At 66.3% G+C, this 14502-nt stretch carries 12 protein-coding genes; 3 read left to right on the top strand and 9 right to left on the bottom strand.

Translation table 11 applies throughout. The annotated features are described in order from the left end of the window. Positions 1-13 precede the first annotated feature (13 nt). Both ABT078_RS30315 and ABT078_RS30310 read right to left on the bottom strand, forming a co-directional pair. Entirely contained in the window at positions 14-1105 is a 1092-nt protein-coding gene (locus ABT078_RS30315) for a ParB/RepB/Spo0J family partition protein (protein ID WP_351233296.1), read from the bottom strand. Beyond that, positions 1102-2250 (bottom strand): ParA family protein, encoded by a 1149-nt coding sequence (locus ABT078_RS30310; RefSeq protein WP_351233294.1) that lies wholly within the window; start codon positions 2248-2250, stop codon positions 1102-1104. The genes ABT078_RS30315 and ABT078_RS30310 overlap by 4 nt, the downstream gene beginning before the upstream one ends. Positions 2251-2587: 337 nt before the next feature. Between ABT078_RS30310 and ABT078_RS30305 the strand changes: the two genes are divergently transcribed. Beyond that, complete coding sequence (locus ABT078_RS30305) at positions 2588-3523, top strand: ParA family protein (protein ID WP_351233292.1); 936 nt, start codon at positions 2588-2590, stop codon at positions 3521-3523. Continuing rightward, positions 3520-4512: a hypothetical protein gene (locus ABT078_RS30300; protein ID WP_351233290.1), complete on the top strand. Its 993-nt coding sequence runs from the start codon at positions 3520-3522 to the stop codon at positions 4510-4512. The genes ABT078_RS30305 and ABT078_RS30300 overlap by 4 nt, the downstream gene beginning before the upstream one ends. A gap of 119 nt (positions 4513-4631) precedes the next feature. Here ABT078_RS30300 and ABT078_RS30295 read toward each other — a convergent pair whose 3' ends face one another. From ABT078_RS30295 to ABT078_RS30285, 3 genes are all read right to left on the bottom strand, one after another. Beyond that, the gene (locus ABT078_RS30295; protein WP_351233289.1) at positions 4632-5579 is read right to left on the bottom strand and encodes a hypothetical protein; all 948 of its coding nucleotides are present in this window, start codon (positions 5577-5579) and stop codon (positions 4632-4634) included. Then, positions 5576-6217 carry a ParA family partition ATPase gene (locus ABT078_RS30290; protein ID WP_351233287.1) on the bottom strand — a complete coding sequence of 214 codons (642 nt, stop codon included), beginning with the start codon at positions 6215-6217 and terminating at the stop codon, positions 5576-5578. Before ABT078_RS30290 ends, ABT078_RS30295 begins: the two co-directional genes overlap by 4 nt. 156 nt (positions 6218-6373) lie before the next feature. Next, positions 6374-7609 carry a hypothetical protein gene (locus ABT078_RS30285; RefSeq protein ID WP_351233285.1) on the bottom strand — a complete coding sequence of 412 codons (1236 nt, stop codon included), beginning with the start codon at positions 7607-7609 and terminating at the stop codon, positions 6374-6376. A gap of 413 nt (positions 7610-8022) precedes the next feature. On the opposite strand from ABT078_RS30285, the gene ABT078_RS30280 reads away from it, so the two are divergent. Continuing rightward, positions 8023-8763, top strand: a complete 741-nt coding sequence (locus ABT078_RS30280) for a hypothetical protein (RefSeq protein WP_351233283.1) — start codon at positions 8023-8025, stop codon at positions 8761-8763. Positions 8764-8891: 128 nt separating this feature from the next. Here the strand turns inward: ABT078_RS30280 and ABT078_RS30275 are convergent, their stop codons facing one another. The 4 genes from ABT078_RS30275 to ABT078_RS30260 form a co-directional block, all read right to left on the bottom strand. Beyond that, positions 8892-10661, bottom strand: a complete 1770-nt coding sequence (locus ABT078_RS30275) for an ABC-three component system protein (protein WP_351233281.1) — start codon at positions 10659-10661, stop codon at positions 8892-8894. Next, the gene (locus ABT078_RS30270) at positions 10639-10905 is read right to left on the bottom strand and encodes an ABC-three component system middle component 6 (RefSeq protein WP_351233279.1); all 267 of its coding nucleotides are present in this window, start codon (positions 10903-10905) and stop codon (positions 10639-10641) included. Before ABT078_RS30270 ends, ABT078_RS30275 begins: the two co-directional genes overlap by 23 nt. Then, positions 10902-11837: an ABC-three component system protein gene (locus tag ABT078_RS30265; RefSeq protein WP_351233276.1), complete on the bottom strand. Its 936-nt coding sequence runs from the start codon at positions 11835-11837 to the stop codon at positions 10902-10904. Before ABT078_RS30265 ends, ABT078_RS30270 begins: the two co-directional genes overlap by 4 nt. 113 nt (positions 11838-11950) lie before the next feature. Beyond that, a complete protein-coding gene (locus ABT078_RS30260; protein WP_351233272.1) occupies positions 11951-14425 on the bottom strand; it encodes a DEAD/DEAH box helicase in 2475 nt (824 codons plus the stop codon). Between the last annotated feature and the right edge of the window lie 77 nt (positions 14426-14502).

Genomic DNA, 14502 nt, shown 5'->3' with positions numbered 1-14502 from the left:
CGCTTCGGCGCGATCAGTCCTCCGCAAGAAGTTTGGCCAGCGTGATGCGGTCCTCGTCCGACATGTGCCTACGTACCAGCTGGTTGAGTGCCTGCGGGCTGTCCCACGGCAGCCTCACGGCCTCATCAGGGGCGGTACGTGTGCCACCCGCTGATGCCGAACCGTCAGTGGGACGCCGACTGATTACGTCGTTATCACTGTCCTGGGCCCTCGCCGCCGCGGGACCTGAGGCGGCGATAACGCCGTTATCACCGGGCGGAGTGCCTGCTTCTCCCCCACTGGTGATTACGTCGTTATCACTCCGACCGGAAGCCAGGTCTGCCCCGCCTCGGGTGATCGCGTCGTTTTCACCGGCGGGCCCACCCGCGACCGCCGACTCCCTGCGCTGAGTGGCCTTCGCCTGCCTCTTCTCCTCAGCCTGTGCTGCACGGGCGTTGGCAGTCGCACGCTGTTCCTGCGGCGACAGCTTCGCCATGCCGCGCACGTGCTCGACCTTGCGTAGGCCGGCCTGGAGGTCGGCCTGAAGGTCCGGCGCGAGCGCGAGCAATGAGAGGCGCTGTGAGATGTAGGGCTGGGTGACACCGAGCCGCTTGGCGGCCTTGTGCTGGGATCCGTAGAACTCGACCAGCGTCTGGAGGGCTTGTGCTTCCTCGAGGTCGCTCAGATTCTCGCGCTGGGCGTTGGCAACGAAGGCCGCTTCCAAAAGCGCCTCGTCAGTGGAGACCCGGGTGTCGTCGATCGTGACCTTTATTGACGGCAGCCCTGCTTCCCGAGCGCCGGCCAGGCGACGGTGGCCATCGACGACCACGTACTGCGCGCCGGTATCCAGCTCCCTGGCGCGCTCTGGACGGTCCCGCAGGTAGGCCTCGACGGAGGCCACGGTGATGGCCTGGATCTGTCCGATCTCCAGCAGGCTGGAGGCCATGCCGCTGACGTCGCCGATGTTCTCGCGCGGGTTGTCAGGGTTGGCGCTGATGACGTGCAGCGGCAGCTCGCTCGGGTCGCCGCCGAGGGCAGCGTCGGTGAGTTGCCGGCGCAGGCTTCGCGCTTGTCCCGCTCGCGCGAAGGACGACGAGGCGCCAAGCGTCTCGCTCTTGCTGCTCATGAAATCTCCCGGGCGATCTGTCGCATGTTCTCGGCCTGGTCGCTGTGCGGGGAGTAGGCCAGCAAGGGGCGTCGCATTCGTACTGCTTCGCGCTGTTCCTTGAGGTCTCCGATGACCGCGAGGACTCTTGGGTCGCCGAGGCTGCGCCACTCCTGGAGTGAGGAGGTCGCCACGTATCCACGGCGGCTGTCGTAGAGGTTGACGACGAGCCCCAGGTACTCGATCTCGAGGCCCATGTCGTCGCGCAGCGATTCGATCTGATCGGCGAGCATCGTGTAGGCCGTGGCCGAGGAGTCCTCAGCCAGGACAGGGATGACCATTCCGGAGACGCCCGCGGTTTCGCCCGGCCGGCGGCGGCCGTAGTAGATCGCCGCATCGGTAGCCATGCCGAGGCTGGGCGGACAGTCCACGACGATGACGTCGAAGTCCTTCTCAATCGGCTGCAGAGCGCGCTCGAGAGCGGACTCCTTGTTCCTCATACGCGCAAGAGCGATCTTCGCGTCGAGGAGGAACCCGTCGGGGCATGCGGGGAGGACATTGAGGCGCTTCTCGAAGCGGGGCTCGTCCACGGCGACGATGAGATCGCTCAGAGGGCCTCTGCCTTCCCCGCACATGTGCAGGACGAGACTGTCAGCGCCGGGGGCGATCTGCTCGATTCCGAGCTGATCGCTCAGGTGCCCCTGGGGGTCGTAGTCGACCAGCAGGACCCGTAGACCGTTTTCCGCGAACGCTTCGGCGATGCCTGCGGCAACGGCGGTCTTGCCGACGCCACCCTTCTGATTGATGACGACCTTGCGTGATGGAATACCGGTCACGGGTCGGTGCCGGGGCGAGGGGTGCGTCTCAAGCCACAGTTGCACGGACTGGGCGAGCCCTTGGACGAAGGGGATGCCGCGTTCGTTGGATGTGGCCTTGAGGTCGTCCCACAGCCCAACAGGCAGCCAGGTCGAGAACGATGCGGCGCCTGAGGTGTCTATGGGAGGGTAGTCGGCCTCCAGGGCACGCCAGGCATGGATGCCTTCGGTGGCTGCGTCCTGGATGTCGACGCCGAGTTCGGCGGCGCGAACCTTCAGATCCTGGCGGAGCCAGGAAGGCAACTTGGAGACGACCTTCTCTCTGTCTCCGGAGGGGCTTGGAGTGACCATGGCGGTACCTTACTAACTCCCCCGGCCTTAGTCGTGATCCCTCGTCACTTTCACGTGTTACGTATCGAATTGTCTGGTTCAAAGTGTCTCCTCCCGAGCCACCCGACCAGACTACGACGCCGTTCGGTCCAAGACATGCGGCGCGACTTTGACGTTGACGGACGCCGACCGAACAGACAACCCGCCGCACTCATCGCGCGATAGCGGTGTGTTCACGCCGACTCCCCAATTGGGGAGTTCATCCCATAGCCCGCACGCGGCCGAGTCGGCGTGTGCCAGGATGCCGAGTGCTGCGGCCTCAGCGGAACGCTGAAGGTACGTAAGGAGGGCGCTTCCGATGCACAGCAATTCGGTGGAGCTCATCGAGCCACCCGCAAACTGCGTCATGGTCGGCACCGGCAAGGGCGGCGTCGGCAAGAGCACTATCGCCGCCCACAAGGCCGCCTGGCACGCGGCACGCGGCGAGCGCACGCTCCTCGTCTGCGTCACCAGCCAGGATGACGACGACTTGGGCATCGAGTCGTTCGACCGCGGCATACGACCCGACGGCCCTTCGGTGCTGAATGGAATGGGCCTGTACCGGGCGATCCACGATCGCACGCCCCTACTGCCGATCCGGGAAGTGCGCCCCAACCTCGACGTCGTACCGGGCGGCGAAGCCGTCGGTGAACTCGCGACGCTCCTGACCGCACGGATGCCGGTGGAAGGCGTCCACGTCGTGACCTCACTGGCGAGGGCCCTCGAGCCGATCGCGCCCTGGTACGACCAGATCGTCTTCGACAGTGCCCCGGAACTGGACAGCCTCGAGCAGCTTGCTCTCGCTGCGACGCGGTGGCTCTTCGTGCCAACGCGTTCCGACACCAATTCCATCCGCGGCATGCGGCGCATCGCCCGCAACTACAAGCTGGTCCGCAAGCAGCTGAACCCCTACCTCCAGGTCGCGGGCGCCTGCTTGTACGGCTCGAACCCCAGCGCTACACAACTGCACCAAGAGGTACGGGATGCGGTGCTCAAGGAGCTCGGATTGAGTACCCCGATGCTGACCACAGTCGTCGGGTATCGCGAGATGCCGGCGGTCAACGCCCGCAACAAGGGTCTGACGTTCGGCGAGTACGCTGCGCTGCTGCCCTCCAGTGCCAGGAGCTACGACGTGGCTGCGGGCCGCGCCAGCAGAGCTGATGTGGTGCCGGAATCCATCGTGCCGCTGGCCAACGAGATGGAGTCGCTCAACTCGGAAATCGACGCTCACTGCAGGAAGGCTCCCTCTTCATGACCGGCGTGTTCGACGACGACCAGACTGAGGTAGTACGGCCGGGGAAAGGGCTGTTGGGCGGCGGTGTGCCCGCGATGTTCCAAGAGGCCACCGTCGTGGTGAAGGCTCCCGTCGGTACGACCCTCGACTCCATCCCCGCGCCCCGACCGCCCGCGGGTGAAGGTGACCTCACGCCCGCGGAGAAGGAGACGTTGGAGGCCTGCAAGGCGGGCATGAACAACCTCCACAACGCGTTCTGGGTCGCCGGGAAGAGCCTGGAGACGATGCAGACCGGCAACCTGCACCGTAACGAGGGCTTCGGAAACTTTGCCGAGTTCGTGTGGGACAGCTGGGAAATCTCCGAGTCCCAGGTGTACCGCCTGATGGACGAGTGGCGGATCGGCGAAGCTCTGTCGCAGCTCGGTCACCGGCCGCGTGAGTCGCAGGTTCGGGAACTGACCGACATCAAGCAGGTTGCCGGCGACAGGGCCGCGGTGGCGGTCTACGACGCCGTGGCCCGCACTGGGAAGCGCGTAACGGCCAAGCTCCTGGGCGACGTCGCCCGCCAACTTCCGCCGCTGACGCGAGACTCGAGTCCAGCTGAGATCGGGCGGATGGTGCGCGATGTCCTCGCTCCCCCGTCGGCGCACCCGGCTGCCACGGGCGCGCAGTCGCTTGGGGAATCGAGTGTTGGGCAGGTAGCCGACTCGGCATCACACGCCGACGGAACACCGGTGCAGAACATCACATCGCTCGGCCAGGCTGGCGACTCCCCAATTGGGGAGTCGAGCGGACAGGCCAGCAATACCAAGGGTTCGGTCTCCGCTTCGGCGGACCTGCAGCGTTTGAACGAGACGTGGGCGCTGCTGCGCGAGGCGAGCCGCAGTATCAGCAAACCGGCCGTGAAACGCGCCCTCGACGAGGCCCCGGAGACCACCGAGCCTCTGCTGCGGGAGATCGACAGCGAGCTCAACAAGATCGGGCGAGCGATCGCGGTCAGGCGTAGCTGAGCGAAGGGAGCTGCGCCAGCAGCTTGGCGAGCGGTCCGACACGGCGTGGCGAACAGCGGGATGAAGGGTGGCACCGGACGAGTTCGGTGCCACCCTTTGTGGTGCCGGGGGAGGGGCGCTCAGGGACGGACCCGGTTGCTCACCCTGATCGCGGCCCTCTCAGCTTCGGTGAGCAGTTCGGCAGCTTCCTCGGGGGCGTCGGCGAGTGCTTGCTTGACCTTCGCCGGCGTGAGCTTCTGGTACGCCGCCCGCAGGTCGGAGACCGCATCGCGGAGGCAGGCCAGTGCCGGCGAAACGCCTGCGAAGCCTGCCCCTTCAGATTCGCCCTCCGGGTTCATGGCCTTGGTCACCAGCTGCCGGGCGCGGGCCAGCAGCTCCTCTGGCGTGAGCTCGTGGTCCTGCCTGCGGGGGAGCTGCTGAACCAAGCCGGTGATTGCCTTGACCGGCACCTTCTTGCCAGCGGCGTCCTGGACGGTCTCGACGAAGGCGACAGAGACCTCCGCCCCGTAGTCCTGCGTGATCGAGCTCAGGGCAGCGGCGGCCTTCTTGCCGATCGTGGTGTCTGCGCGTGCAGACATTCCGTTCGACTGCGCTTCGAACGACTTGTCTGCGCGTGCAGACAGCAGCTCCCCGATGGGGTACGAGGTCATCTCCTCGTACGCGGTGGGGCGGGACTTGTTGAGCACGTCGCGGCAGAAATCCTCGAAGGTGTTGTGCGTCTTGCGGTAGAGGCGACGGGCGTTGATGTTCGCCAGCGCCTTGCCCATGACCCACCAGGCATTCTCAAACTGCTTGATGCCCCGCATGCACAGGTCGAGGACCTGCTCCTCCTCGTGGCTGAGGTCGCCCGATGCGTCCGGCGTCTCTACAGGGTCGGGCAGGTCGTCGAACGTCATCATCTTCTCCGCCCGGCCCTGGGCGAAGGCGATGGTGTCCTGTGCGTCCGTACTGCCGGTGACGGCGCTGGGCACGCTCGGCAGACCGCTCTGCTGGTTGGGCAGCGTGCTGCCGGCCTTTCCGGCGGCGCGGCGAGCGGCACGCGCGGCGAAGGGATCCGCTTTGCTCACCTCGGGATCAGCCCCCGCTCTTCCCACTCGGACACGAGCTCGTCGAAGACACTGCCCTTGGCCTGGATCTCGGAGCCTTCGTGGGTGCGCATGTACTTCACGACGGCCGGCACCACGGTGGTGAAGACGTTGTAGCCCTCGTCCGCAAGGTAGCGGCGTACCCGCGGGGTCTCGCTGATGCCAAACGGTGCCTTGCACAGCAGCACCCACGTGGCCGGAGGTCTGTTGTCCACCCGCAGCGGCGCGACATCCTCAATGAACTCCTTCATGGGGAGCTCTTCCATCCGCTCCACGTCGTTCATCGACGGCGGCAGATTGATGATCGCGAGGTCAGCTAGTCGCAGCACGGACGCGCCGACCGCCCTGTGGTCCTCGAGATGGCCGACGTCGATCACGCCGAAGCCGTCCTCGAAGCCGGCCGGAATGCTCTGGGGCGTGTTGATGTGGAAGGCAGGCGTGGCTGCCTGCTGCACCAGGAACGGGTAGTTGCTCGTCGCTTGCCAACGGCTGAAGTGCCGGGAGTCGTCGGCGTCGTACCCAATCACTCTGCGGCCACGCTCGTGCAGCGCGTGGCACATCCACGCGGAATTCGTGGTCTTGCCCGTACTTCGGGGGCTGACGTTGGCGATGTAGAGCATGGCGGGAGCGTATCGAGTGGTTGCTACGATCTGCCGCTGAATGTCCGAGTTTTCCTGGTCAAGACCCTATTGGCGAGGAACTCCCCGCCAGGTGTGCGATGCGACGTCGGGCTGTGCCACCGGGCGCCTGGCTCGCCTGCTGCTCGAGACACCGCCTCAGCGTGGGAAGAGATCTGCTGCCGCGGCATACGCCAGCCGAGCCTCCTCAGTCGTCGCTACCGGCCGGCCCGTACGGCTCTCCGACTTCCTCAGCTCGCGAACCACCGCTTGGACGTAGGTTCTAAGACTGACCTTCTGCGTTGGCGTCTCACAGCGGGGGAGTACCTCGGCAACCTCGTTCAGCCAGTAGATGACGTCCTCGTCTTCAGTCAGCCCCGCCCGATGCTCAAGGAGCCGCTGCGCGACCGGGAATACCAGCTCATGTCGGCGACGGGCCTCCTCCTCGGCACGGCGCTCGGCCGCTGCCTGGGCTGCAATCTGACGTTCCACCTCGACGACCGCCTCAGGGGTGCGCCGCACGGGACGGTCGCCATGCGACGCGGTGCTCAGGACGGCAGCCCGAAGGCGCTTCGCCTTGTTGTATGCCGCGCTGGCGGCGTTAACGGCGAGCGCAGGCACCAGGTCTGCCCACGTGGCATTCGCTGCCCGAGCATCCTCGATGGCCTGCGCCTGGTGTAGGTCTACCTGTTCGCGGAGGTACTCCCACAACTGCACGCGCTTGATTCCCGCGACGCGCCGGGCCTCGGGGTTCTTGAGTGCCCCCTTGTGCGACTCGAGATAGAGCAGGGCCTGGAACAACTCGCCATCAGCCGGCATCCGTTCAACGTCCTTGTCCTCGGCCTCTTCGTGTAGTTGACGCAGCTCACCGACGAGGGCTGCAGCGTCGAGGCTGCCGATCCGGACAGGCGTCTTGAGCAGGGGCTTTACTGGCCCGGCTGACCTTCGGGTGCGATGTGCCATGACGATGAGTCTGCCCTTCCCCGAGGGTGATTCACATTCTGTGAATGGCAGGGTGGCAGGCTGTCGCCGGCCGAGGAGCAGGTAGGCGTGCACGGCGTCCGAGGTGAGGAGGTCGGCGAGGGAGCCGCTGGCGGTCTCGGTGAGGCCGAGGGGCAGCGCGAGCGCGAGCTCGGATGCGACCCATTCGAGTTGCTGCAGGTGAGAGTCTGAGACGACGTCCTTGGCGGTGCGGTTGACCGTGCGGAACACGTCGAGGGCCCGCTCGAGCTCGGCGAGGGCCGGGGCGGTCGAGGGCACGGCAGTAGGCGCCGCGGGCGTCGAGCGGTCGGTGCCGGGGCTGGGCCTGGCTGCGGTCGAAACGATGAGACAAGAGTTTGCCTGGGTTCGGACGGACTGGATGCGCCGGTTGGCGGATCTCAGTGCTGTGCGCATACAGTGCTGCCCCCTTCGCGTTCGAGGGGATGCCTTGCCGTAGTTCCCTCATCGCGCACTTCCGTTTGGAGTCAACTGGCATGTCCACGCCACCTTCTGGGTCTTCGGCTGGCGGACCGCCCAGCCCTGCGCCAGGTTCCTCGACTGGCGGGCCCCCTACGCCGGCGCCCTCACCCACGCCTACGCCGCCTCAGCCCGGTCTCCTACAGCGGTTAGCTCGCCGGATCCGCAGGGCTCACCGGCGGGAGAACCTCGATCATCTGCGCGGCTGGTTTGAACTGCTGAGCTACTACCTTGCTCCTCTCGTTGTCCTCGGGGCCGCTGCGTGGGCGGTGTGGACGTGGTCTCAGGATCACGAGGTCGCGGAGAAGGCCGCGGCCGCCACGGCGAACGGACCGACCCTCAAGTCGGACTTGAAGATTGCGAAGGTCGAGGCCCTGCTCGGCGAAGGGCTCAAGGGTGAGACGAAGGAGTACCTCGGCGAGGGAAAGGCCCGCACTCTCGAGAAGTTCAACGCGTGGGGTCCTCATGTGAAAGTGACGGTGCAGAACATCGCCACCGCACCCGCGCTCATCACCAAGGTCAAGGCGACGTTTCGGCAGTCGTTCTACCTGGAGCCTTGCTATGGCATCGGAGGACAGTTCGGGGACACGGTGAAGTACCAGGTCACGATCCCCGACGATCAGCCCAGGGTGAAGGGCTCCCGCTCGCACAAGGTGCCCTTCACCAAGGATGCGGAAATGGCTTTCACCGTGGAGGACAACGCCTTCGACCAGTTCACGCTGACGACCGGCAACGAGATCACCATGGACGGCGAGAGCCCGTGGATCGGTGTCTTCGACGTGGAGCTGGAACACGGGAACGGGAAGAAGCTGACCGTCGGCCCAATCGCTGTAATCGACACAGGCGGCAACCCCGCCTTCTACGCCGACGGCGACACCTGGCACATCGAAACGGAATCTGTACCGGGATGCACGAAGCGCAACGCCGCAACGGTGGCGAAGATCCTGAGCATCCCCAAGGCCACGGCGTCCAAAGAACTGAAGAACCTTGACAAGGCGTTCCGCTCGGTGGAAGACCCCTCGCGCAGGTCCGAGGAGCCGTCCGAGGGACCTCGCTGCGACGAGCCGGGAGCGAACTGTGGTTACCACTGACCATGGTCGGCGTGCGTTACTTGCGGACCCGTCAACCAGTTCGAACAGTAGAGTAGGCCGCTGCGGCGCGGCTGGACCAGCGGCTCGGGCTCGTACAGCGTGAGCAGCACCGCCTCCTCCCGTCCGGGCTACGCCTTGCCGACGGCTTTGAATCGGAAGCCGAAGAGGCCGCCCTCGTCGTGGTCGGTGAGGCGGGGACTGCGGATGTAGGGCTCGGGGTTGAAGCCACGTTGGGCAGCTACGCCCAGGTTGTCCGTGTTGATGGTGATGATGTACTGCATGCGTTCTTCTTCGGTTACTTCGACAGCGAGGGCCAACGCTTTGGCGATCTGGCGCTCGTCGACACCGTCGTAGAGGTGGCTGTCATGGATGAGGAAGTCGGGACCGCGGCCGTGACGGTGCGCGAGGACGGCCAAGGTCAGGTCGAAGCAGAAAATGACCATGTTGTTGATGCCACGGCTGTCATCGCTGTCGATGCGAGGGGTGATGCTGAGGCTGCTGCGGCCTGCTTCGATCGCTAGGTACGCTTCGCGACCCTCTCCGTAGAGGCGCTGCGCGTACTGAGAGAAGAGCAGAATGGCTTCGTTCGTCTGCTGCCGACGTTCTTGTAGGTCGGTGTCCACGGCCTGCTGCAGCTCCACGCTTTTGGCAGTGATCTGCCGGGCACTCGCCTCAAGTGTCTGAGCTGCCTCGAAGCGATGCCGGAGGGCACCGAGCGCAGCTTCTTCTCTGCCGAGAGCGGTTTGCAGGGCTGTGAGAGCCTCCAGGGCACCTCCGTCGGCCAGGTCCCGCAGCAGACGTGCTTGGTCTTCTCCCAGGCGGGCGCGCTCCGCGCGCCTCGCGTTCAGCCTCTCGGTGAGTTCCTCGATTTCCTCTTCGAGGAACCGCCGGCGGTTGCGGACGATCGAGTGGTGAAAGGTCTTCACGTCCTCGAATCGGCGCCGAACCTGGTCGTTGAGGAGGATGCCAAGCTCGCTGTACGCGGGTTCGAGGTAGGACACTTCGACGTCTGTGGTCTCGGTGACCGCGGCCTGGAGCTCCTCGAGGTTGTGCTGGTCGATCACGTCTTCTTGGGCAAGCTGTTTGATTCGTCTGCTGACCTGGTCCGCACGGTCCTTGAGCCGCTCGTACTCGGGTACAACCTGAAACGTGGCAACCTGTCCACGCAGTCGCTCCACCTGAGCTTCCGCCAGTGTGATCTGCCCCCGGAGATCGGCGGTGGAGCCAACGATGCGACCCCAGACGGGGTCGTTGACCGCCTTCTGTAGTTGGGTCCGCGTTGCCTTGCGGGCGGCGAGCTCGCGATATCCGTCGACCAACTGCCAGTCCAGGCCCAGAAGGTAGGCGAGGTTGGAAGACGCTTCCGCAGCGGACTGCTGGGAGAACGTCCTGGTGGGCTCATTGAAGGCGTGAGAGGACGCTCGGCGCACCAGGAAGGAGAGCAGGGTGCGGCCGTTCACGCCTGGATGGTCTCCGCGCAGTCCAAACAGATCCCGCTCGATCGTCCGGGTCCACTGCTCCACCGACAGCTCAACGCCGCCGTTGCCGTTGCCGTTGAAGAGCACATCGGCCGGTGCGCCGAACACGTCCTGGCTCAGCGACACGTACTTGGCGCGACTGCCGCTCCTGCGCACCTCCAGGAGCTGGTCCAGCCCGGGCCAGTCCATGTCGAGGCCGAAGGTGGTCCCTCGCAGGGCTTTGTTCATCGCCAGTGATTTGGCGGTGGCTCGGGAGCCAAGGAGAAAGTGAACGAGTTCGATCACGCTTGACTTACCGGCGCTGTTACGGCTGTCGGTGTCGGCCGACGACGCGGTCTTGTCGGCGACCAGCAGGTTCAACCCAGTCGTGAACGTCAGGGTCTTGAACCGGGCGTCGTCAGCGCTCAAGCGGCGCAGCATCCGTGCTCCTAGCAACGAGGACGTCCTGGACCAGCTCGACAGCACCCATGGTGTAGAGCATGTCCAAGGCCAGGACGAACCAGCCGAACGATACCGGCGAGGTGTGGCTATGACCGGCCCTCCAGCTCTTCAGCCGTGACCACGCCTGACTGACCGTGCGTGGCTCGTCCAACTGAATGAGGATCTGGGCCCCTACGGACAGGAGGCATCGGTCGGGCGCGATGCCCTTCGTCGGAGTGATCATGCCGACAGCCCGATATCGGGACGCCAGCCGGCGGGTGGTGCCTCGAAGATGTCGCAGCGGTCGAAGAAGTGTGCCAGCACGACCAGCGCCGCACGCAAGACCTTTGGTCGTGGCTGGGCGTTGCCAAGGATGTACATCTTGAGCTGCCAGAGCACATCCTCGGGATCACTCCAGTCCCGGCACACCTGCTGGTAGTACAGGCGGAAGCCCTCCGCCACTTCGTCATGCTCCATCTCATTCATCGTTCCGGCGTAGAAGGCGTCGACGAGGTGGCTCTGTCGCTTTCCGCGTAGGAGGTCTTCCCGGTCGGCTCCTTCGATCCGGTTGAAGTCAAGCTTCTCAAGCGGGACGTCGGGCAGAGGCATGAGAGGGTCGGACTCCGTACGCAACTCCTGCAGCTGCTTCAGGAGCGGCTCGAGATCCTCCATGCCGATACCGAAGGTCATTTCCTTGATCGGTATCTCGCAGCGCAGTACATTCTCGGCAGCCAGCTGGTCGAGCTGCATGCACTCCTGCCACAAGCGCCGAGCTCCCATCTGTTGGAAGCTCACGGACGGTGTGCTGGATGCCGCAGCGGACAGCAGGGACGCCACTTCTGGGTGTACGCCACGTCTGTCGTTATGAACGAAGACGAAGGTATCGAACTGTCCGCTGCGCTTGGCTGTGGCGCCCGCCAAGTCCTTGTTGAACTTCTTGCGGATCTCATACGGGTTCACTGTCTGGGGGGCGTAGCAGGCATAGAGCTTGCGGGAGTGGAGGGTGAGACCGTCTGCAGACATGTCTCCGAGGCTGCCGGCGGTGCGTACGTCGAGGAAGTCGGGGTATCGCGAGCACATCAGGCGGTGGAAGAAGTCCTCGAACTCGTTCTCGTACAGTTCTGACATCAGGTCAAGGAACTTCACGTGCGCGTAGGCGCGTTGCTCGTACTTCATACGCCCCCCTAGCGTGCCGATCCCCAGCGTAGCTTCCGGTGATCACTCTAGGTACCCCTGTGACTTCGAGCAGTCGTAGTCCGTGCCGACCCTCCGCCCGGTCTCAGTTCGCTTCAGGACCACCGCATTCCGAGCGTGGACAACTCCTTCACTCGCTCTGGTGCCAGCTTTGCGGCCTTCATGCGCTGCTGGCTGATCCACGCTCCGAGGCGCATCGTCTGGTCGCCGACTGCCTCGGTGTGGCTGCGTGGCACTTCGAGGTGCCCCTCGCGCTCGCGGTACTGGCGGGCGGCTGCCACGTTCTGCTCCCACATTTCGGCCCTGGTGCGCTTGGCCGGCGCTGCGGCGATGCCCAGCACTCTGGTGAGCATCCACTGCTGGGTCCCGCTCAGCTTGGCGAAGCCGGCGCGCTGGGCGGCGGCCCACTTGCCAAGGTCTTCGCCGTCGACGACGGTCTGGTCGGCCTTGTCCGGCAGCGGGTTGCCGGCCTTGATGTGGTTCCAGGCGAGGCGGAAGGCGCGCTGCCAGTCGATGCCCCAGGCTGGGCACCAGCCGGGGTCGATTTCCTCCAACGCCTGACGGCGGTCGTCCGACAGGGGAGTGGTGCCGCCTTCGGGTTCGGGCAGGCCTGCGGCGCGGCAGCGCTCGAGCTCTGCGGCGCGGCGTGCGGCTGCCCGCTGGTTCTTCAGCCAGCGGCCCACCGGGTGCTCTCCGTGGGTGGCGTCCACGGGCGCGGCGAGGCCGACCTGGTGCTCGGCGGCCCAAGCGGCGGCTGCGGCCAGTCCCTCTTCGAAGCCGGCATCGAAGGATGACCACACCATGCCCAGGGCCTCGAGCTGGGCGGAGCGGTCGGCGTCCAGGCGGCCGGTGTTGTAGTGCCGGCGGCAGTCGGTGACCCATACCCCCAGCGGGAAATCGGCGGGGGACCAGTCGGCGGGGGTGCGGTAGCCATACGGCACGCGCAGGTCCTTGTGTTCCTTGGCGTAGCGCTGGGCGGCCTGGATGCCGCGCCGCCAGTGCACGCGCTCGGGGTTGAGAACCCGCAGCTCGATGAATGCGGCCAGCTGCCGTGCGTCGCGCGGGGCGGAGAACCGCAGCAGTTCCTTCGCGGGCCGGCTCACCTCGGGCGTCGCGTCGCCGTCGGTGTCCTCGTCCAGGTCTTCGTCGAAGTCGCGGGTCTCTTCGCGCGGGTCGGGGATGTGGGCCTTGGTCCGGCTGGGCTCGGTGAGCTTTTCGATGCGGGCGTCGTGGGCGCGCAGCGCGGTGAGCAGCTTGGCCAGGCCGGTGTACGCCGGCGAGGTGAGCATGGCGTCCGGCTTCTCGCCGGGGGCGAGGATCGCAGGCACGACCAGGGTGGCGATCTTGCCTTCGCCGGGGTGCATGCGCAGGGCGCGGCCGACGGCCTGGACCAGGTCGGGCATGGAGCCGCGGACGTCCGCGAAGACGACGGCGTCACATTCGCGGGTGTCGACGCCCTCCCCGAGTACTTTCACGGACGCGATCAGCGACAGCGCCGTCTCGGTGCCGTCGCCGGTCTCGCCAGCGGCGAACTGGCCCAGGACGCGCCGCCGGTGGGCGGGCTTGTGCTCGCCGTGCAGCCACTCCGCCCACACCTCATCCTCAGCCGGGTACAGGTCGGGCTGCTGTGCGTGCAGCTCGCCGGCCTTGCCGGGCAGGCCGAGGGCGAAGGCCTCAGCCTCCGCGACCCGCTGGTGGAAGGACAGCACCCGGCGCAGGTCTTCCTTCGCCGACACCTTCAGCGTCGCGGCCTGCAGCGCGCCCAGGCGCTTGCCCCGAACCTCGTCGCTGCCGTCTCCGGCGGTGCGCAGCGCGGTGTTCAGGGCCGGGTCCTGCACGTCGACCACCAGCACCTGGTACGGGGCGACGATGCCCCGCTCGATCGCCTCCTCCAGCGGGAGGTGAAACGCGACGCTGCCGAAGACGCCATGGGGGTCGTCCAGCATCGAGGCCACGAGCTCGCCCGGGCCGCGGCGGCCGGGCTCCTCCTCGTCGACCTCGCCGGCCTGCCACACGCGAGGCGTGGCGGTCATGTACAGGCGCCTCTCGGCGGGGATACGGGTGTTGTCGTGGACGACGGCCCAGGGCTTGCCTGCCCGGCCACTGGTGCGGTGCGCCTCGTCCACGACGATCAGGTTCCAGTGGGGGAGGCCCGCAGTGTGGGCGGCTTCCAGGAAACCGAGGCCGAGCGAGGCGTAGGTGGCAAACACGGTGACGCGGCCCGGCCCCCGGGTGAGCCGGACCAGTTCGTCGGCGTCGGTGGTGTTGGGGAATCCCACCTCGTCGGAGTTGAGGGAGGAGACGCCGAAGTACGGTCCGGGCCGGCCGCCGTCGCGCCAAGCGCGGGCGGTCTGCTCGAGCAGGTCCAGCGAGGGGACCAGGATCAGGACCCGGTCGGCGGTGAGCTCTTCGGCAGTGTGCACGGCCACCAGCGTCTTGCCGCTGCCGGTGGCCATGAGGACCTGCGTACGCAGGCCCGCCGGCGGCAGCGGTGCGCTCGCGGGCAGCTCGAGCGCGCGCACCGAAGCAACCACGGCCTCGGCCTGGTGGTCCCGCAAGAGCTTCAGCATCTGCTTCTCTCACTCTCTGGGCGACGGAACAGGTTTTCAGGGCCGAGCGCGCGCCGTCCAGCTCCCCCAGGGCTGCA

The organism is Streptomyces sp. NPDC002133 (assembly GCF_040296405.1).
GTDB lineage: Bacteria > Actinomycetota > Actinomycetes > Streptomycetales > Streptomycetaceae > Streptomyces.
This window is presented reverse-complemented; position numbering and strand designations above follow the sequence as displayed.

Coding starts and splice junctions, on each gene's coding strand:
- ABT078_RS30315 (WP_351233296.1), bottom strand. CDS start 1,105: ATGAGCAGCAAGAGCGAGACGCTTGGCGCCTCGTCGTCCTTCGCGCGA.
- ABT078_RS30310 (WP_351233294.1), bottom strand. CDS start 2,250: ATGGTCACTCCAAGCCCCTCCGGAGACAGAGAGAAGGTCGTCTCCAAG.
- ABT078_RS30305 (WP_351233292.1), top strand. CDS start 2,588: ATGCACAGCAATTCGGTGGAGCTCATCGAGCCACCCGCAAACTGCGTC.
- ABT078_RS30300 (WP_351233290.1), top strand. CDS start 3,520: ATGACCGGCGTGTTCGACGACGACCAGACTGAGGTAGTACGGCCGGGG.
- ABT078_RS30290 (WP_351233287.1), bottom strand. CDS start 6,217: ATGCTCTACATCGCCAACGTCAGCCCCCGAAGTACGGGCAAGACCACG.
- ABT078_RS30285 (WP_351233285.1), bottom strand. CDS start 7,609: ATGCGCACAGCACTGAGATCCGCCAACCGGCGCATCCAGTCCGTCCGA.
- ABT078_RS30275 (WP_351233281.1), bottom strand. CDS start 10,661: ATGCTGCGCCGCTTGAGCGCTGACGACGCCCGGTTCAAGACCCTGACG.
- ABT078_RS30270 (WP_351233279.1), bottom strand. CDS start 10,905: ATGATCACTCCGACGAAGGGCATCGCGCCCGACCGATGCCTCCTGTCC.
- ABT078_RS30265 (WP_351233276.1), bottom strand. CDS start 11,837: ATGAAGTACGAGCAACGCGCCTACGCGCACGTGAAGTTCCTTGACCTG.
- ABT078_RS30260 (WP_351233272.1), bottom strand. CDS start 14,425: ATGCTGAAGCTCTTGCGGGACCACCAGGCCGAGGCCGTGGTTGCTTCG.